19 protein-coding genes and 1 pseudogene are annotated in these 18,376 nt (G+C 62.9%); 15 read left to right on the top strand and 5 right to left on the bottom strand.

Annotation, left to right across the window (positions count from 1 at the left end; genetic code table 11):
- Positions 1-2: 2 nt before the first annotated feature.
- On the bottom strand, positions 3-392 hold the full coding sequence (locus NLY44_RS15640) for a hypothetical protein (protein WP_023696825.1): 390 nt from the start codon (positions 390-392) through the stop codon (positions 3-5).
- A 103-nt stretch (positions 393-495) separates the two neighbouring features.
- Between NLY44_RS15640 and NLY44_RS15635 the strand changes: the two genes are divergently transcribed.
- The 9 genes and pseudogenes from NLY44_RS15635 (at position 496) to NLY44_RS15595 (ending at position 9,524) form a co-directional block, all read left to right on the top strand.
- Entirely contained in the window at positions 496-777 is a 282-nt protein-coding gene (locus NLY44_RS15635) for a metal-sensing transcriptional repressor (protein WP_023669876.1), read from the top strand.
- An 8-nt stretch (positions 778-785) separates the two neighbouring features.
- Positions 786-2,126, top strand: a complete 1,341-nt coding sequence (locus NLY44_RS15630) for a cation diffusion facilitator family transporter (protein ID WP_023713973.1) — start codon at positions 786-788, stop codon at positions 2,124-2,126.
- A 64-nt stretch (positions 2,127-2,190) separates the two neighbouring features.
- A pseudogene (locus NLY44_RS15625) lies at positions 2,191-3,512 on the top strand (MFS transporter).
- Positions 3,513-3,521: 9 nt separating this feature from the next.
- Positions 3,522-3,962 (top strand): YqaA family protein, encoded by a 441-nt coding sequence (locus tag NLY44_RS15620; RefSeq protein ID WP_031197584.1) that lies wholly within the window; start codon positions 3,522-3,524, stop codon positions 3,960-3,962.
- A 130-nt stretch (positions 3,963-4,092) separates the two neighbouring features.
- On the top strand, positions 4,093-5,655 hold the full coding sequence (locus NLY44_RS15615) for an ABC transporter substrate-binding protein (RefSeq protein WP_023804777.1): 1,563 nt from the start codon (positions 4,093-4,095) through the stop codon (positions 5,653-5,655).
- Positions 5,656-5,683: 28 nt separating this feature from the next.
- The gene (locus NLY44_RS15610; RefSeq protein WP_023669881.1) at positions 5,684-6,625 is read left to right on the top strand and encodes an ABC transporter permease; all 942 of its coding nucleotides are present in this window, start codon (positions 5,684-5,686) and stop codon (positions 6,623-6,625) included.
- Between the two features lie 4 nt (positions 6,626-6,629).
- The gene (locus NLY44_RS15605; protein WP_023669882.1) at positions 6,630-7,541 is read left to right on the top strand and encodes an ABC transporter permease; all 912 of its coding nucleotides are present in this window, start codon (positions 6,630-6,632) and stop codon (positions 7,539-7,541) included.
- Entirely contained in the window at positions 7,538-8,548 is a 1,011-nt protein-coding gene (locus NLY44_RS15600) for an ABC transporter ATP-binding protein (protein ID WP_023669883.1), read from the top strand. Before NLY44_RS15605 ends, NLY44_RS15600 begins: the two co-directional genes overlap by 4 nt.
- A complete protein-coding gene (locus NLY44_RS15595; RefSeq protein ID WP_023804778.1) occupies positions 8,541-9,524 on the top strand; it encodes an oligopeptide/dipeptide ABC transporter ATP-binding protein in 984 nt (327 codons plus the stop codon). Before NLY44_RS15600 ends, NLY44_RS15595 begins: the two co-directional genes overlap by 8 nt.
- A 34-nt stretch (positions 9,525-9,558) precedes the next feature.
- Here NLY44_RS15595 and NLY44_RS15590 read toward each other — a convergent pair whose 3' ends face one another.
- The 3 genes from NLY44_RS15590 to NLY44_RS15580 all read right to left on the bottom strand — a co-directional run bounded on the left by NLY44_RS15590 (position 9,559) and on the right by NLY44_RS15580 (position 11,333).
- On the bottom strand, positions 9,559-10,029 hold the full coding sequence (locus NLY44_RS15590; protein ID WP_023669885.1) for a chromate resistance protein ChrB domain-containing protein: 471 nt from the start codon (positions 10,027-10,029) through the stop codon (positions 9,559-9,561).
- Positions 10,026-11,000: a Fe-Mn family superoxide dismutase gene (locus tag NLY44_RS15585; RefSeq protein ID WP_023804779.1), complete on the bottom strand. Its 975-nt coding sequence runs from the start codon at positions 10,998-11,000 to the stop codon at positions 10,026-10,028. The genes NLY44_RS15590 and NLY44_RS15585 overlap by 4 nt, the downstream gene beginning before the upstream one ends.
- Positions 11,001-11,108: 108 nt before the next feature.
- Complete coding sequence (locus NLY44_RS15580; RefSeq protein WP_031207872.1) at positions 11,109-11,333, bottom strand: hypothetical protein; 225 nt, start codon at positions 11,331-11,333, stop codon at positions 11,109-11,111.
- 236 nt (positions 11,334-11,569) lie between these two features.
- Between NLY44_RS15580 and NLY44_RS15575 the strand changes: the two genes are divergently transcribed.
- From NLY44_RS15575 to NLY44_RS15565, 3 genes are all read left to right on the top strand, one after another.
- Positions 11,570-12,547, top strand: coding sequence for a chromate resistance protein ChrB domain-containing protein (locus NLY44_RS15575; protein WP_023669887.1), 978 nt, complete (start codon positions 11,570-11,572; stop codon positions 12,545-12,547).
- Between the two features lie 17 nt (positions 12,548-12,564).
- Complete coding sequence (gene chrA / locus NLY44_RS15570; protein WP_031197581.1) at positions 12,565-13,980, top strand: chromate efflux transporter; 1,416 nt, start codon at positions 12,565-12,567, stop codon at positions 13,978-13,980.
- 86 nt (positions 13,981-14,066) lie between these two features.
- Complete coding sequence (locus NLY44_RS15565) at positions 14,067-15,104, top strand: Cj0069 family protein (RefSeq protein ID WP_031201381.1); 1,038 nt, start codon at positions 14,067-14,069, stop codon at positions 15,102-15,104.
- Between the two features lie 229 nt (positions 15,105-15,333).
- On the opposite strand, the gene NLY44_RS15560 is transcribed toward NLY44_RS15565, so the two are convergent.
- On the bottom strand, positions 15,334-15,978 hold the full coding sequence (locus tag NLY44_RS15560; RefSeq protein WP_023669890.1) for a TetR/AcrR family transcriptional regulator: 645 nt from the start codon (positions 15,976-15,978) through the stop codon (positions 15,334-15,336).
- A 153-nt stretch (positions 15,979-16,131) separates the two neighbouring features.
- On the opposite strand from NLY44_RS15560, the gene NLY44_RS15555 reads away from it, so the two are divergent.
- From NLY44_RS15555 to NLY44_RS15545, 3 genes are all read left to right on the top strand, one after another.
- On the top strand, positions 16,132-16,944 hold the full coding sequence (locus NLY44_RS15555) for a class I SAM-dependent methyltransferase (RefSeq protein ID WP_050588535.1): 813 nt from the start codon (positions 16,132-16,134) through the stop codon (positions 16,942-16,944).
- 154 nt (positions 16,945-17,098) lie between these two features.
- Positions 17,099-17,626: a hypothetical protein gene (locus tag NLY44_RS15550; protein ID WP_023669892.1), complete on the top strand. Its 528-nt coding sequence runs from the start codon at positions 17,099-17,101 to the stop codon at positions 17,624-17,626.
- Positions 17,627-17,713: 87 nt separating this feature from the next.
- On the top strand, positions 17,714-18,358 hold the full coding sequence (locus NLY44_RS15545; protein ID WP_460221597.1) for a DUF1007 family protein: 645 nt from the start codon (positions 17,714-17,716) through the stop codon (positions 18,356-18,358).
- Positions 18,359-18,376: the final 18 nt, after the last annotated feature.

Raw genomic sequence — 18,376 nt, 5'->3', positions numbered from 1 at the left:
GATCATGCGATGACGATCTGCCTGGGAGGGCGCTCAAGCCGGAAACGGATTTCTAGGTCGGCAAACGAAGGCGGGTAAACCAGCCAGCTCCGGCCTATCGGCGGTGCTGGCTGCGCGAAGCCCGGAAGCGTGCTCGCCGTTTCATGGGTGTGGTCGGCCGGATTGTGGCCGTGGGTATGACCAAAGCTCTGCTCATCGGCTTCGCCATCGTCATGGCTGTGGCCGTGTTTTCCGATCTGTGCTGTCAGCTCTGCGTGACGCGCTGCCTCGGCGGCAGCGAGCGCAATCGGGCTATGCGAGGCCGAACTACCCACTGGGGAGAGCAGCACGCCGAGAGTCATCGCGAACGCGACGATGAGACGAAAGGCTGTGCTAGGGATCCAATTCGGCATGCTTAACGATTATTCTCTAAAATCCTAACGAATGGTGGCATGCACCAGAATCGAGGCCACTTTGAGGCTTGGAATATCCTCTCGGGGGGATAGCATCAAGGGCATGAATGAGCGTCCCCACGTCCACGAAACCCATCCTGCCATCATCAAGCGGCTGAAGCGCGCCGACGGCCATCTGCGCGGGATCGTCGAGATGATCGAGGCCGGGCGACCGTGCCTCGACATCGCCCAGCAACTTCATGCCGTGGAGAAGGCCATCGCCCAGGCCAAGAAGACGCTGATCCAGGACCACCTCAACCACTGCCTTGAAGACGTCGTCGGACCGCTGGCGCTCGAGCAGCGCCGCTCGATCGACGAGTTCAAGGATATCACCAAGTACCTGTGAGAAGCGCCATGATGGACAAAGTTCGCGATTGGTTCGGGTTCGGCCCGATGACGCAAGGCATGGGCGGCCACGGACATGATCACGGCGAGGGCGGCCATGGCCACACGCATGGCGTCATCGACCCGACGATCGCCACGACGACGCGCGGCATCTGGGCGATTAAATGGTCATTCGTCGTTCTGGCCATCACGGCGGCGCTGCAGTTGGTGGTTGTGTTCCTCTCCGGCAGCGTGGCGCTGCTGGCCGACACGATCCACAATGTCGGCGACGCGGTCACCGCCATCCCATTGTGGGTCGCCTTCATGCTGGCCCGTCGCAAACCGAGCAAGACGTTCACCTACGGGCTGGGTCGCGTCGAAGATCTGGCCGGCATTCTGATTGTCCTCATCATCTTGTTCAGCGCCATCGTTGCCGGCTACGAGGCGATCGACCGGTTGATCAATCCGCAGCCGATCGCATTTCTTGGCTGGGTCGCCATAGCCGGCATTATAGGTTTCTTAGGCAACGAGGCCGTTGCAGTGTTCCGTATCCGGGTCGGCCGCGAGATCAACAGCGCGGCGCTGATCGCCGACGGCTACCATGCGCGCACCGACGGCTTTACCAGTCTGGCGGTTGTGCTGGGTGCTATCGGCGTATGGCTGGGGTTTCCGCTGGCCGATCCGATCATCGGGCTCTTGATCACGGTGGCCATCTTCGCGATCGTCTGGCAGTCTTCGAAGGCAGTCCTCACGCGCATGCTCGACGGTGTCGAGCCCGGCATCGTCGATGAAATCCATCATGCCGCCGAGCATGTGTCCGGTATCGAACGTGTCCAAAGCGTGCAGGCGCGCTGGATCGGCCATCGCCTGCATGCCGACGTCGCCATCAGTGTCGCCGACGCGGCGACGGCCAAGGACGTGATGGGCGTCACCGAAGCCCTCAAGGAGGAACTGTTCGCCCACTTGCCGGCGTTGGCTGAAGCGAATGTTCGTCTGGAGAGTTCGGCCGGGTCTGCCGCGACGGGCACGGAACCCTCTCACTCACATGGTCATCATGCGCCGGAGCCCTTCAAGGTCGACTGCGATCTGGCTGCCGGGACATTGGAAATCGTCGACACGCCGGCTGGCGAGCGGATGCGGCTGACCATCGACCGGCATGCCGACGATCTGATGGCAACGGTGATCATCGATAGGCCTGGCGGGCCGGAGACGCTTCGCCTCGAACCCATCGCCGACAACCATCATCGCCTTGAGAGCACCGTGGCTCCTGCTGAGCCGCATGAGTTCCAGGCGAGGCTGGTCTTGGCCGCGAAGGGTCGCGAGCAGGTGCTGCCGTTCAAAATGGTCGAGCCGGAAGGCCACCATCACTGAGATCAGGCCCGCCATTCAATCGCCACGGATCAACGACCCATCGCTCCTCCAAGAAGACAGACATATGCTGCAAGTCCTTGCCAATCGCACTTATCGCCATCTTTTCCTGGCCCAGGTCATCGCCCTGATTGGCACTGGCCTTGCCACCGTGGCGCTCGGGCTGCTTGCCTATGACCTTGCCGGCGCCGATGCCGGCGCGGTGCTCGGCACGGCGCTTGCCATCAAGATGATCGCCTATGTCGGCGTGGCGCCCGTTGCCGCCGCGTTCGCCGAGCGCCTACCACGCCGTACCATGCTGGTTTCGCTCGACCTCATCAGGGCAGGGGTTGCCGTATTCCTGCCCTTCGTCACCGAAGTCTGGCAGATATATCTTCTCATCTTCATCCTGCAGTCGGCGTCAGCCGGCTTCACCCCGACCTTCCAGGCTTCGATCCCTGACGTGCTGCCCGAAGAGAAGGACTACACACGGGCCTTGTCGCTCTCGCGACTGGCCTACGACCTGGAAAGCGTCGTCAGCCCCCTCCTCGCGGCGGCGCTGCTTTCGGTCATAAGCTTCCATAGCCTGTTCGCCGGCACGGTTGTCGGGTTCCTGGCGTCAGCGGCGCTGGTCGTCTCCGTGGTGCTGCCCAGCCCGCAGCCCTCCGAGCCGCGCGGCATCTATGAACGCACGACGGGCGGGATCCGCATCTATCTGACGACGCCGCGTTTGCGCGGTTTGCTGGCCCTTAATCTTGCCGTCGCGGCGGCCAGCGCCATGGTGATCGTCAACACGGTGGTCCTGGTGCAGGCAAAATTCGACCTCTCCCAGAGCGACACGGCATTTGCCCTTGCCGCCTTCGGGGCGGCTCGATGATCGCGGCGCTGGTCCTGCCGCGGCTGCTGGACGGCATCCCGGATCGGGTTGCGATGTTGTCAGGCGCCGGCCTGCTGGTTGCCGGCTTGTTCGCAGGGCCGTTTGCCATCAGCTATCAGCTGCTCTTGCCGCTCTGGTTCGTGCTCGGGCTCGGCTATTCGCTGGCGCAGACCCCGTCTGGGCGGCTGATCAAGCGCTCGGCCGATCCCGTCGACCGGCCGGCATTGTTTGCCGCGCAATTCGCGCTTTCGCACGCCTGCTGGCTCATCACCTATCCGATCGCCGGACTCGTCGGCGCGGCGATGGGCCTGCCCTTCACCTTTATCCTGCTTGGCGTCATTGGCGCCGCGGCACTCTTTGCCGCGATGTGGTTGTGGCCGCGTCACGATCCCGACGTTCTCAGCCACGCCCATGACGATCTGTCTGACGGGCATTCGCACCTCGAGGACGCCGTCTGGACCGAAGCAGGCTTCGAGCATGCGCATGGTTATGTCGTTAACGATAGGCACCCAAAATGGCCGAAAGCGAGCTGAGCGGCCCCAATGCTGGGAGATGTTGGTGCCTTCGGCGCGCTGTTCCTCACCGCGTTCGCCGCAGCGACAATTCTGCCGCTGCAGTCAGAGGCGGTGCTGGCCGGCCTGCTGCTGACCGGAAGCCAGTCACCGGCGGCGCTGATCCTGGTCGCGACGATCGGCAACGTGCTTGGTTCGGTTGTCAACTGGCTGCTCGGCCGCTGCATCGACCGCTTTCGCGACCGCAAATGGTTTCCGGTCAAGCCCACTGCGCTCGATCGCGCCGCGGCGCGCTACCGCCGTTGCGGACGATGGAGCCTGTTGCTGAGCTGGGTTCCCGTCATCGGCGATCCGCTGACGATGATGGCCGGTGTTCTGCGCGAGCCGCTCTGGAGCTTCGTTGCGATCGTCACGATGGCGAAAGCCGGCCGCTATCTCGCGCTCTCGGCGGCGGCGCTGAACTGGCTGTAGGCCGCAACCGCGACCAAGTGGGTCGCTGGGGTAAAACTCTCAAACGGTTTTCCGACTTTATGTCTTATGTCTATACAAATTAGCAAGCGTGCACATGATCGTTGCCAATCAAACAAAAAGGGGAACTAACATGATGACTCTCGACCGCCGCAATTTCCTGGCCTCCACAGCCGGCCTGGCCTTCATTGCCGCGTTTCCACGCGCCGCGTACTCGGAGGGGCATGAAACGTTGAAGGTCGCCATTGCCGCCGAAACCGGCGATCTCGACCTGCTGCAAAACGTCTCCACGCTGAGTTCCTACACGGTCGTGTTCGACGCCCTCATACACTATGGCCAGGACGGCGCGCTCGAGCCCGGGCTCGCCACCAAGTGGGCTGTCGCCGGCGACCAGCTTTCGATCGCCTTCGACCTGCGCGAAGGTGTTGCCTTCAGTGACGGCACGCCCTTCGATTCGACCGCCGCGGAATGGAATCTCAAACGCTGGCTGGGCGTCGCGGATTTCTCATGGATCGGTGTGTCCGACGCATTCGACAGCATCGTCACCGATGGACCCAGCAAGTTGACGATCAAGCTAAAGCGTCCGGTGCCCGCCGCCTTGCTGGAGCTCACCATAGTGCGTCCGGTGCGCTTCCTGTCGCCGAAGGCGGTCGACGCCGGCGGCAAGCAGACCGCTCCGGTCGGCACCGGACCGTGGATCGTCGAAAGCTACGATTCCTCCGGCACCGTGCTGGTGCGCAACGACAAATACTGGGGCGAGAAGCCACTGTTTGCTCGCATGGAACTGAAGGTGGTTCCCGACGAACTCGCCCGCGCCAACGCGCTGCGTTCCGGCGACCTCGACGTGATCGGCGGCGACTGGGTGGCGACGCTGTCGCCGCGCCGCGCCCGCGCGCTTGAAAAGGACGGCATGAAAGTGGTGGCCGAGGCCGGCACCGCAACCATGCTGCTCGGTTATTCGCCGAAGGCCAAGATGATGGCCGACAAGGCCGTGCGCGAGGCCATCTATGTCTCGGTCGACCGCGCCGCGATCGCCAAGGTGTTGTTCGAAGGCTACGCAGATCCGGCGGCGGATCTCTTTCCGACCAACGTGCCTTCCTCGGGCAAGCGGCATAACGTGCCGGTACGCGACGTCGCCGCGGCCAGGAAAATCCTTGCCGATGGCGGTTGGAGCGAAAGCGGAGGCGCCTGGAGCAAGGAGGGCGCGCCGCTGGCGATCGATTTCCTCGTATCGGAGGAATCGCTGCCGGGTTCGCGCCGCATCGCCGAGATGATCCAGGGTCAGCTGTCCGAGGTCGGCTTCCAGGTTCAGGTCTCGTCAGTCGACAACGCCACCATGCACGACCGTCGCCCGGCGTTCGAATATGATCTTGCCTTCTTCACCACCTATGGCGCGCCCTATGATCCGCACGGCACGCTCGGCAACGCGTTCGTATCCACCGCCGACAGCGGGCCGGACGGCAAGATCTATGTTTCCCCGGAGCTTGATGGCGTGGTCAAGGCCGCGCTCGAAGCGAGCGGCGACGAACGCGAAGCCAAGATGCAGGCGCTCTACGACTGGCTGCACGACAACCGGGCGATCTGCCCGCTCGTTGTCAGCCAGCGGCTGTGGGCGCACAATCCTCGCGTCGAGAACTTCGCGCTTCCCGCGACGGACTACGACCTGCCGTTCAAGGCGATCACGCTGAAGGCCTGAACGCCTCGAATCTCCTGGGGGAGTTCCGATGAGACGCACGATTCTGCGAAGGATGTTGCTTGCCTGTCTGCTTGTCGTGGCGGCATCGGCATTGACCTTTACCCTGGTTGCCGCGGCGCCGGGCAACGTCGCCGCGCTCATGGCCGAGCGTGCGGCAGGCCCGGGCGCGGATGCCGAAATGATCAAGAAGATCGGCGAGGACCTCGGGCTCTATGATCCGCTGCCGGTCCGCTACGGCCGATGGCTTTTCAGCGCTATCACCGGCGATCTCGGCGTCTCGCTGCGCACCGGCAAGCCGATCGCGCAGGAATTCGCCGCCAGAATCCCGATGACGGCGGCGCTGCTTGCGGGCGGCGGCATTCTCGCCTTTTTCCTGTCGCTGGCGCTCGGCGTTGCCGGTGCGGTCAGCAATGGTGGCGCGTTGGACCGGTTCCTCCACGCCTTCTCGCTGGTCGGCGCCTCGACGCCGAACTTCTTCGTGGCGGCGCTGCTGGTCATCGTCTTTTCGGTGATGCTGGGCTGGCTGCCCACCTTCGGCGTCGGCGGCTTCACCTCGTGGCTCTTGCCGTGGGTGACAATCGCCCTGTTTCCGGCATCGGTGCTGAGCCGCGTCGTCCGCGTCAACCTCCAGGAGGCCATGTCGCGACCCTTCGCCACGACGGGCTTCGCGAAGGGCTACACGAGGACACAGGTGCTGATGCGCGAGGCTCTGCCCAACATCGCCATCCCGTTCCTGACCACCTTCGGCGCCCAGTTCACGCTGATGATCATCGGTTCGATCGTGGTTGAAACGGTGTTTGCGCTGCGCGGCGTCGGCGCCTTCTTTATCGATGCAATCCGCTTCCGCGACTTCGTCGGCATGCAGTCGGTTCTGTTGCTGTTCGTGGTGTTCTTCGTTGTCGTCAACCTGATGGTTGACGTGATCTGCATGTTTGTCGACCCGCGCATGCGTAGGGCGAGAGGAGCTTGATCCGATGAACACTTCCTTGTTCAGGAGCATGAAGGACTGGCCCTGGCTGGTGCTGCTGCCAGTCGTCTTCTTTGTCGCGGTCGGTGTGCTCGGTCCCTCGATCATGCCTTACGATCCCGGCGCGCAAGACTACGACGTCACGCTTGCGGGACCGAGCTGGGCTCACTGGCTGGGCACCGACTATCTCGGCCGCGATATTCTGAGCCGCATCATCGGCGGCGCCCGCATATCGCTGGTGGCGATGGTGATCGTGCTGGTGGCCGCACTTGCCATCGGCGTCAGCATCGGTTCGTTCGCCGGTTATGTCGGCGGGCGCGTCGAGCTGGTGTTGATCAGCCTCATCGACATCGCGCTGGCGCTGCCAAGCTTGGTGATCGCGCTGGCGCTGATCGGCATTCTCGGCACCGGCTACTGGTCGATGATCACGGCGCTGACGCTGGCGTGGTGGGCGAACTATGCCCGCATGAGCCGCGCCGTGGTCACCGCCGAATTGCAACAGCCCTATATCGAAGCGGCAAGGGTGATGGGCGCCAGCCATCTGTGGATCTTTGTGCGCCATATCCTGCCGCATGTCCTGGCCCTCGTCGTGGTCTATGCCAGCGCCGATGCTGGCGCCCTTGTCCTGGCCATCGCGACGCTGAGCTTCCTCGGCCTGGGCGTCGCGCCGCCGGCGCCGGAATGGGGCCAGATGCTGGTCGACGGCATGAGCTACATTGAGGAATACCCGAGGCTGGTCGTCCTTCCGGGCCTTGCGCTCACTTTGGTGGTGGTCAGCTTCAATCTGCTGGGCGAGACCTTCGCGTTGCAAAAGGTGCCGAGGCCGGTGCGCGGCGGTTTGCTGCGCAAGCGTCGCAAGGCGCGCGCCGTTGAGGAAGCGGAGCGGAACGCCGTCGAAACGGGAACAGCCGCGCCATGAGCGACGAGCCGATCTACTCCATAGAAAACATGGTCATTGATCTCTACGCCACGACCGTTTCCGTGCGCGCGGTCGATGGGGTGTCGTTCAACGTCCGTCCCGGCGAGACAGTCGCCGTCGTCGGCGAGAGCGGTTCGGGCAAGACCGTCATGACGCTTGGGCCGCTCGGCCTGCTGCCCGAGGGCGTCACCGTCGACATCAAGGGATCGGCCCGAGCCGAAGCGAGCGAACTGGTCGGAATGGAGTCCAGGCGCTTGTCTGACCTTCGCGGCCGCTATTTCGGCGTCATTTTCCAGGACCCGATGAGCGCGCTGAACCCGATGCTGAAGATCGGACCGCAACTGGCGCGCCAGGCGCGCCGCTTTGCCAATCTCTCGCATGCGGATGCCCGCAAGGAAGCGGTCTCGCTGCTCGCCCGCACCGGCATCCCTGACCCGGAAGACCGCTACGATCGCTATCCGCATGAAATGTCTGGCGGCATGCTGCAGCGCGCCATGATCGCACTGGCCCTGGCAAGCCGGCCGCGCGTGCTGATCGCCGACGAGCCGACCACTGCGCTGGACGCCACGGTGCAGGCGCAGATCCTGGAGCTCATCCGCCAGATCCAGCGCGAGGAAGGCATCGCGGTCGTGCTGATCACGCACGACATCGGCGTCGTCGCCTCGGTCGCGGACCGGGTCATGGTGCTCTATGCCGGGCAGGTGGCGGAGGAGGGGACCGCGATGGATGTGCTGACGCGGCCGACGCATCCCTATACACGCGGGCTGCTTGCCTCTGTACCGGATTTCCGCGCCGACGAACGCGCCGCGACCAAGGAAATACCAGGTTTGCCGCCGAACCAGATCAGGCTGGAGCCGGGCTGCCGTTTCGCTGCCCGCTGCGAACTGGTTGAGCCCGAATGCCGCGTGCATCGGCCGCCGCTCCAGACGATCTCGACGGGCGGGACGCCGCACAAGGTGGGATGCCCGGTGGTGCTGAGGCGGGAAGGGATAGCAATCCATGGCTGACATTGCGGCGATTGAGGTCAAGGGCCTGAAGGTCCATTTCGCCAACCGCTCCGGAACAGGCGCCGTGCGGGCGGTCGACGGCATCGACCTGACCATTCCGCGTGGTGCCTTCCATGGCATCGTTGGCGAATCCGGTTGTGGCAAGACCACGCTGGCTCGCAGCGTCGTCGGCCTGCAGAAGGAGACTGAGGGTACGGTGCTGATCTCGGGGCGGGATCGCGCCCAGTGGCTGAAGTCGGACCGCAAATCGTTCAGCCGCGAGGTCCAGTTCGTCTTCCAGGATCCGCTGGGCTCGATGAGCCGTCGCCAGACCGTCTACCAGACGCTGGAAGAGCCGCTGCAGATCCATCGCCTCGGATCTCCGGCCGAGCGCCGGCGCCGTATTGGCGAGCTGCTGGATCTGGTGGCGCTGCCAGCGACCGTGCTCGACCGCCTGCCGCGTTCGCTTTCCGGCGGCCAGCGCCAGCGCGTTTCGATCGCTCGCGCGCTTGCGCTGAAGCCATCGATCCTGGTTTGCGACGAACCGCTCAGCGCGCTTGACGTTTCGATCCGGGCGCAGATCGTCAACCTGTTCACATCATTGCAGAAACAGCTTGGCCTTACCATCGTCATCGTTGCGCATGACCTGGCGATCGTGCGCGAGGTCTGCTCAAACGTGACGGTGATGTATCTTGGCCGCATCGCGGAAGCCGGCGTGACGCGGCCGCTGTTTCGCGAGCCGGCCCATCCCTACAGCCAGGCACTGCTTTCGGCGGTTCCTTCGCCGGATGCTCGTATCGAGGCCGGCCGTCGCCGAATCATCCTCGCGGGCGACCCTCCAAGCCCCAGCGCGCCGCCACCGGGATGCCGCTTCAACACCCGCTGTCCTGTGGCGATCGATGTCTGCCGGACCGAGGAGCCGATGTTGCGCTCGGTGCCGCATGGCGGGGTCGCGGCCTGCCACCTGGCCGACGGCGAGCGGCGGCCGGTGATTTGAGTGCCGACTTGATCTGCCCTCGTTGCCCGCTACTTCAGGCCGCCGCCGGCTTCGTGACGGGTGGCCAGCTATGGGTCTCCGCCTTGCGTCGTGAGGCCCAGGCATAAAGCGCATCGTAAATGACGAAGCCGTGCTTCAGGATCTCGTGGTCGTCGGGCGTCACGTCCCGCAGCCCCATGGAGATCGCGAGCAGTCCTGCAGACTGTGGCGTGAGATCGTGCCGATCCGTGTCGGCGCCGCGCACGATCGCGGCAATGGTCACGATCGCCGGGTCGCGATCGAGGCCGAATTTCGAGACGAAGGTGTCGAAGCTGCAACCGTCGCCGACATGGGTGAATTCGACGCCGGGCACGTCGTAGGGTGTCGCGCCCGCTTCCTGGGCAACACGGATCACCTGATCAGGTGCCGCGAACAGGAAATCAGGTTCCTTGTCGATGAAGCGTGCAATCAGCCAGGGGCAGGCGATGCGGTCGATGACCGGGCGTTCACGGGTAACCCATTTCATGACGCAATCCTTTCTTCGCTCATCACCAGAGGGACGGTTGGCGCGCCGATGGCGTGCCAGGCGGCGATGCCGCCTGAGAGCGCCGTTGCATCGACGCCGCGGCGACGCAGTTCGGCGACTGCGTCGCCGCTGACCTGGAAGCCGTAGACGCAATAGACGATGACAGGCCTGTCCCTCGGCAGTTCATCGGCCCAATCGGCAATGGTCTCGGGAGCGCGGAGCTTGGCGCCCGGCAGCATATCGCTGCGTTTTGCCAGATCGTCGGCCAGGCAGACGTCGAGCACGACCAGATCTTCGCCCTGGTCGAGTCGGGCCCGCAGTTCCTCTGGCGCAACAGTTGGAACCTTATTGTCCGATGCAGGTCCTGTTGAAGGATCGCGCTGCGCGACAGCCCGCCGGTGGCGGGCGGCAACCCGCTCCCAATGGATGTTCTTCATGAACGCGTCGACATAGGCGCCAGCCTTGGCGCCAAAATCGAGGTGGTAGGCATGATCGTACATGTCGAGCGCGAGGATCGGCATGCCGCCGGCGAGACAATTGGTGTGATCCGCCGCCCATTGAATCGTCAGCCGATCGCGGCGCTCCGACCAGGTCAGCAGCGTCCATCCCGAGCCTCCGGCCTGCGCCTTAGCACAAGCCATGAACTTGGCGCGCCATGCCGCCACGCTGCCGAAGTCGCGCTCCAGTGCTGCGGCAAGATCGCCTCCGGCATCGCCGGAACCACCGAGCCCATCGAAATAGATCTCGTGCAGGATCGCCGAATTTGCCGCGACCAGCTCTTCGCGCTTCAACCCGTTGATGTCGAAGACGGGTGCTGCGCCCCAGTCGAGTTCATCGAGCCGCTGTTCGATAGCGTTGAGGCGGCGAACCGCACCGCCGTAATTGTTTTCATAATGGCTGGCCAGCAGGCGTTCGGACAGTCCGACGAGCCTGGGCGGCTTGAACGGCAGCGGCATGATCTGGTGCGGCATTGGATTTCCTCGCTCGGCGGCACGGCCATCCGTGAGCAGGCGCACGTTATGCCCAAACGAGAAATGATACAAGTGTTGCATCTTGCTCAGACGTTTGATACCGGTCACTTATGGGCGAGAGGGGATCGATCCCAGCTGCGCCGGGTATTCCACCAAGGACGAGGAGCGAACCATCTGCGGCTGAACCGCAGTCCTCAGGGGCGGCACGCCTTGGGTGGTTGCCACCACCGATGTCGCTTCCGAAAGGCCCGCGGTCACCTCGACGCGACCGTTGTCGGTGACACCAGCCTTGATGGCGAGGCGTGTGATGCGATTGTCCGTAACTGTGTACACGAAGGTGCCGTCGCCACTACTTCCGGGGCCTCCATTCCTGCCGGACGACGTTCGAGGGGCGCCAGATGAGCTTTCTTTCTTCGCCCGGAAGTGCGCTGGGGCGCTTCGACAACCGACGATGAGCTTCGCCCGCATTGAAGTATGGTGTCTCTGCGGATTTTGGCCATTTAGTATGGTTTGCGCATGAGTCATGATACAAGTGTTGCATCTAATTCAGTCCATGATACGGTTCACTTATGAGTGAGGGGCAATCGCAGGAGCAGCGCTGGCTGCTCCTGATTTATCAGCTGCCAAGCAAGCCCGCCTATTTCCGGGTGAAGATCTGGCGACGGTTGCAAGGCATCGGCGCGGTCGCAGTCAAAAGCACCGTTTACGCCCTGCCGGCGAATGCCGAGATGCAGGAGGATTTCGAATGGCTTCTGAAGGAGATCGTCGCCGGCGGCGGCGAGGCCATGATTTGCGAGGCGCGCCTTGTCGACGGTCTGTCGGACGCGCAGGTGCGGGCGATGTTCGACGCGGCCCGTGATGCCGACTATGCGGAGATCGCTGGGGAAGCGCGCGAGCTGGCTGCAGCGATTGGGGCCGACGCGACATCGGAAAAACACGCAGAAGCGCGTCCGCAACTTGGTCGCTTGCGCAAGCGGCTCACTGAAGTGGTGATGATCGACTTTTTTGGTGCCAGCGGTCGCCTCACGATCGAGGGACTGATCGCCGAACTTGAAACACAGCTTACAGAGGACAAGGCCATGACCAAGGAACCGAAGAAGGCCGCCGAGCCGAGCGAGCTCAAGGGCCGAATCTGGGTCACGCGCCGGGACGTGCATGTCGACCGCATCGCCTGCAGTTGGCTGATCCGCCGGTTCATCGATGCTGACGCGATCATCCGCTTCGTAGCGGGCAAGGGATACGTGCCAAAGGAGGGGGAATTGCGCTTCGACATGTTCGAAGGCGAAATCACCCATGAGGGCGATCGCTGCAGCTTCGAAGTTCTGCTTACCCGCGCCGGCATCAATGATCCGGCACTCCAGGCCATCGCCGAGATCGTCCATGACATCGACCTCAAGGACAACAAGTTCGGTCGCGAGGAGGCGACTGGGATTGCCAGTCTGATTGCAGGCATCGCCATGGCGAACGAGAGCGACGAACAGCGGATCGCGCAGGGCGCTCCTGTCTTCGACAACCTCTATCAGTATTTCCGCAAGAAACGCGGATGACCGCAGGGACTCAAACTATGGCCAATCTGGAGCAGTCCGTCACGACGCCGCCATCTCTGGCCGAAACCCACGACCATGACATTTCGTTTGCGGACGCCATGCGAGTATGGGCCCGCGTTGCAATGCTCAGCTTCGGCGGCCCGGCCGGCCAGATCGCCATGATGCATCGGATCGTCGTTGAGGAAAAGCGCTGGATCGGCGAGACGAGATTCCTGCATGCGCTCAACTACTGCACGCTGCTGCCCGGTCCGGAGGCGCAGCAATTGGCCATCTATATTGGCTGGCTCATGCACAAGACCAAAGGCGGCCTCGTCGCGGGAATCCTGTTCGTGCTGCCAGGCGCGGTCGCCATCATGGTCCTGAGCTGGATCTACGCCATCTTCGGCAACGTTGGCGCTATCCAGGCGCTCTTCTTCGGCCTGAAGGCGGCGGTTCTGGCCATCGTGCTCGAAGCGGTCCTGCGGATCGGCAGGAGGGCGCTCAGGAACAATGTGATGGTCGGCCTCGCTGCGGCAGCCTTCATCGCCCTGTTCTTCTTCCATGCACCGTTCCCGCTGGTCATCCTGGTTGCGGCCGTGATCGGCTACGTCGGGGGCAAGATGGGTTGGGCCGCATTCCAGCCAGGCAATGGACATGGCAAGCTTGGTGGCAAGCAGGTCGATGATGTCGACTCGGCGCTTGGCGAAGGGATGCCGGCGCATGCCCGGCCATCCATCGAATGGTCGCTGAAGATTGCGGCGGTGTTTCTGCTGCTATGGTTCGTTCCGGTCCTTTTCTTGTTGCTGTTTCTTGGGCAAGGCAATGTCTTCACCGACATCGCCATCTTCTTTTCCAAGATGGCGGTGGTGACGTTCGGCGGGGCCTATGCGGTGCTTGCCTATGTCGCCCAGCAAGGAGTCGAGCACTATGGCTGGCTGAAGCCTGGAGAAATGCTGGATGGCCTCGGCATGGCCGAAACAACGCCGGGTCCGCTGATCATGGTCACTCAATTCGTTGGTTTCATGGGAGCATTCCGGGAGCCGGGGGTTCTTAACGCGTTGGTCGCTGGAACGCTCGGCGGCCTTCTGACGACGTGGGTGACCTTCGTCCCGTGCTTCCTGTGGATATTTCTCGGCGCGCCGTACATAGAGACGATGCGCAGCAACAAGGCCCTGTCAGCCGCACTGTCGACCATCACGGCAGCGGTGGTTGGAGTGATCCTGAACCTCGCGGTGTGGTTCGCGCTTCATGTCCTGTTTCGCGATTTGCATGAGATCGGCTTGCTGGGCATGAGGCTCGACGTGCCAGTCCTCGGTTCCCTCAACATTCCGTCTCTCGTACTGACCCTCGGTGCGATGCTGGCGGTATTCCGCTTCAAGGTCGGCGTGATCCCGATGCTAGCGGCATGTTCGATCCTGGGCGTGCTTTTCGGCGTCGCGGCGGGCTCGGTCTAGGGCGATCTTTCTGCTCGGATGCGAGCATCGCAGTCTATTTCGTATCGGGGCTGCCTGATGGGCGAGCAAGTAGGAGGCGAGGTATAATGGGCACGAGGCGAGTGGCTTTGGTCTGGCGCGGTGACCGGGAGGCGCGTCGCACGGCGACACCGCAGAACAACCGGTTTCATCGCGTGTTCGAGGAACTCGCTGCGATCGGTGTTCACGCCGAACCGGCCGTTTATGACGAAGAGTTTGCCGAGGAGGTTCGGACCCAGCTCCTGGCGACGGACGGCGTGCTGGTCTGGGTCGATCCCTTGCACGAGGGAAAAACCCGTGCGGTGCTTGACCCGCTGCTGCGCGACGTGGCGGCACGCGGCCCCTGGGTGAGTGCACATCCAGACGTGATCCTGAAAATGGGCGTGAAGGAAGTTCTGCACCGTACGAAGCATCTCGGATGGGGAACCGATACTTACCTCTACGGCTCCGCCGAGGCTTTTCGCGAGGCGTTTCCGGAGCGGCTTCGAACGGCCGGTCCACGGGTGCTGAAGCAGAACCGCGGCAATGGCGGCCAGGGAGTATGGAAGGTCGAGCTGATCGGTTCGCTTCCTGGCGGAGAGCCGGCGGTTCGGGTGCTGCACGCGCGACGCGGCAGTACGCCGGAAGAACTCGCACTGCCGGATTTCATGGCGCGCTGCGAGGTGTATTTGACACCCGATGGCTGCATCGTGGATCAGCCATTCCAACCGCGTTTACCCGACGGGATGATCCGCTGTTACATGGGCGCCGACAAGGTGGTCGGCTTTGGCCACCAGTTCATCAAGGCCCTAATCCCGCCACCTCCTGAAGGGCCAGATTCCGAGGCTGCGCAACCAGGGCCGCGGATAATGCATCCCGCCACGGCCGAACCGTTTCAGTCGCTGCGGACCAATATGGAAACCGGGTGGACGCCGCAAATGATGGCTGTGCTAGGCGTCGATGCCAGGTCGCTGCCGATCATTTGGGATGCCGATTTTCTCTACGGACCACGGACTGTGTCAGGTGAAGACACGTATGTGCTTTGTGAGATCAACGTCAGCTCGGTCTTTGCCATCCCCGATCAAGCGCCGGCCGAAATAGCTCGACTCGTTGCCATGCGATTTTGAATCGACGAAGATTGGCGGTCCGAGTGAGGCTCTGGCCGAACGCGGTTCGGCGGTCAGTCCGATGGTCGCCGGACCCCTGCTTGCCGTTTCCGGTTTCGGCTGACCAATTCTCGTCGCCGGTGGCTTGAACACCATCTACGAAATCCTTTGCTCATGACGTTTCGCAAGATTCGGCCGCCCGAGGAACGTTAGCCTCAACCGGCGCGAGATCTGGATTTGGAAGGTCTTGCTAGGGTGACCGCCCCGGAAGAGCTGAACCCGCCATCCGCTGGAACAGGTCGTCGACCTGGGCCGGCGATAGGCTGGAGTCCTCGGCGATCCACCAGGCAAGCACCGAGAGAAAGGCTCCCGATATGAACTGGACGACGAATTCCAGCGGCACGCCCGCGTCGCCGATCCGCTTGCCAGACAGTTCGGTTCGCACTGCGCGCCGTATGCGTTCACGCAATTGATCGTGGATCGTGTCGCCGCTGCTCGCAAGTAGCGCTTTGTGAAGCGACCGGAACGCCCGCGCGTGCTCGAACATCGGCAGGCTGAATTCGAACAGGCGATTGCCTGTCTTTTCGTCTGCCGACACGCGCCTGCTCAGCGACAGCAGATGCGCCTCAAGGGCCGCGCTGCGCAATTCGTCCTTGCCGGCATAGTGCGTATAGAAGGTCGACCTGCCGACATCAGCTTTCTGGCAGATGTCTTCCACGGTGAGAGCCGCATAGCCGCACTCTGGGATCAGAGCAATCAGCGCGTCCTGCAGCATGGCGCGCGTGCGCGCGACACGACGGTCGATCGTACCCCTGTCGTCGGGCCGCTCGATTTTAATGGTCATTGCTCTTTCCACCGTGCGGTTTGGAACGTTCAGCGGTCCGTTGTCCAGCAACAGCGCTAATGGACAATCTGTCCAGTATGATACGCCGAGTCCAGAAGCTCAAGAATGCCTTGAGCACTCCGGAAACGGACGAGGAGGCAAAAGGAAATGCACCAATTTGGTCATCGGGCTGGAAACGGACAGCATTCGCGAAAGGGTGTTATTATGCTTGCCGTGCTCGTCAAACTGTCGCTGGTCAGCGGTTTTCTACTAATGCTTCATTTCGGGGACGGCTATCTCAATGCCGGTGCTTGGACGGCTGCAGTCCACGGCCTCATCCTCGCTGCGGTCGCGGCATTCGCACTCTGGGGCGGCTTCCATCACATGCGGACTGCCGGCGCGCATGGCGCCGGCGAAAGGGGCATCGGCATCGTCCTGCATAGGGCGGTCGGCTATGACCTGCTTGCGCGCGTCCTGACTTGGGGCCGCGAGGACCGGTTCCGTGAATTCATGCTGCGTCTGGCAAGGCTCCAGCCCGGCGAGGCGATGCTCGATGTCGCCTGCGGTACGGGCACGCTTGCCATAGCCGCGAGACGGTTGGTCGGAGCGGTCGGACGCGTCACGGGCGTCGACGCATCGGTCGAAATGGTCGAGAGGGCGCGCGTCAAGGCTACGCGAGCCGGCGTTGATCTTACCTTCGTCCAGGCGACGGCCCAGGAACTTCCCTTCGAGGATGGCCAATTCGACATCGTGATCGGTACGCTCATGCTGCATCACCTGCCGAAACCCGACCGATCGACCTTCTTCCGTGAAGCGGAGCGGGTTCTGAAGCCGGGAGGCCGACTGCTGCTGATCGACTTCGGAAGGCCGCTGCACGAATCCAGATTGCCGAGGCTCCATCGGCACGGGCATATCGACATGAATGCGGTCGGAACTCTACTGGTCGAGACAGGCTTCAGGGTCGACGATACCGGCGCCGTCGGGACCATGAACCTCGATTATGTGCGCGCGACCACGGACAAGATCCTGCCTGCCTGAGCGCGGCATGCCGCGGCGACCGGACCGGGCGCGCCGCCGCCAGGAACACGCGCGGGCCGGTAGTCGCGGGCCGCGCTGCATTGCGTGCGTAGCCGCCGCGGCGCTATCTTGCCGATTGGCTATCCCGGCCTGCTTCGATACGCGAGTCTACCGAATGCCCAAGACCTACTTGTCCTTGACGCTTGCGGCCGCATGGTTGGCATCACCGCTTGCGCATGCCGATGGCGTCGACCGGGCGCTGGATGCCTTCCACGCGACATGCCTGGCGCACGGCCCCGACTTCGAGCGAACCGCGACATTGGCAAAGACGCGCGGATGGACGCCGCTCGTCGACGGCGCGGCACTTGCTCCTGTGGATGCCATGAAGGCGTTCCGCGGATGGCAGGTCACCGGCGACGACCTTCCGGCCGGAACGATGGTCGCGGTGACCAGGGCTACCATGGACGGCAGGTCCGTCCAGACCTGCTCGCTCAAGCTTTTCGATGTCGACCGCGCCGAGTTTGAAAAACGGTTCTTCCACCGCACCGACGCCGAAAAAATCGGCGAGGAGAGGAAGGGCAGGCAGGTTTCCCGGCTGTTCATACTGATCGCGGGCAATCGCAAGCAGCTCGTGCATTTGACGTCGCCAGCCGTTCGGAGCACAGCGAACGCCATCATAGCAAGTTCGATCGTCGATGATTGAAAAGGCTTCGCGGGCCGCGTCCCAATTTAGCCTGCTTGCGCTGCCAGATCACTCGGTTGGCGCGCAATGACGAGAAAGCGAGCGCAAATGCGACTGACCAGCACGATTTTTGGCATGGCGCTCCTGCTCGCCTCCACCGTCGCGGTCGGCGCTCATCCTCATGTCTTCGCGGAAGCCCGTTTGGACCTAACGGTTGGCGCTGACAAGTCGGTCAAGTCGCTCAAGCATCTCTGGCGGTTCGACGAGCTCTTCTCCTCGACGGTGCTGATGGAGTTCGACAAGAATTCCGACCTTACTCTGGACGCCGAAGAACTCGACGCCGCCGCCCTCACCATCCATGCCTCACTGGAAGAATACAATTATTTCCAAATGGTCACTGTGGAAGGCAAGGACGTGGCGATGACGCCGCCGGCGAGGCTGGTCACTAGCTACGAGAACAATCAACTCGTCATCCAATTCGAGACGCAGCCGAAAGACACGTTGGCGCTCGCCGGCAAGGTGAGCATCGGCGTCTACGATCCGACCTTCTACACCGCGATCGATTTCACCGATGACGATAAGATCGCCGTGGCTGGCCTACCGAAAGATTGCACGAGGGCAGTCGTCCGCCCCGATCCGAATACCGCAATCGCACAGAATCAGACGAAATTGACGGATGCCTTCTTCAGCGATCCGACCGGAACCGATCTCGGCAAGATATTCGCGACACGCCTTGAATTGACGTGCGGTTGAAGCGGCGGAACGGATAGA

Origin of the sequence: Mesorhizobium sp. C089B (assembly GCF_030323125.1) — a bacterium.
Lineage (GTDB): Bacteria > Pseudomonadota > Alphaproteobacteria > Rhizobiales > Rhizobiaceae > Mesorhizobium.
The sequence above is the reverse complement of the archived record's forward strand: the minus strand, read 5'-3'. Positions and strand labels throughout refer to the sequence as shown.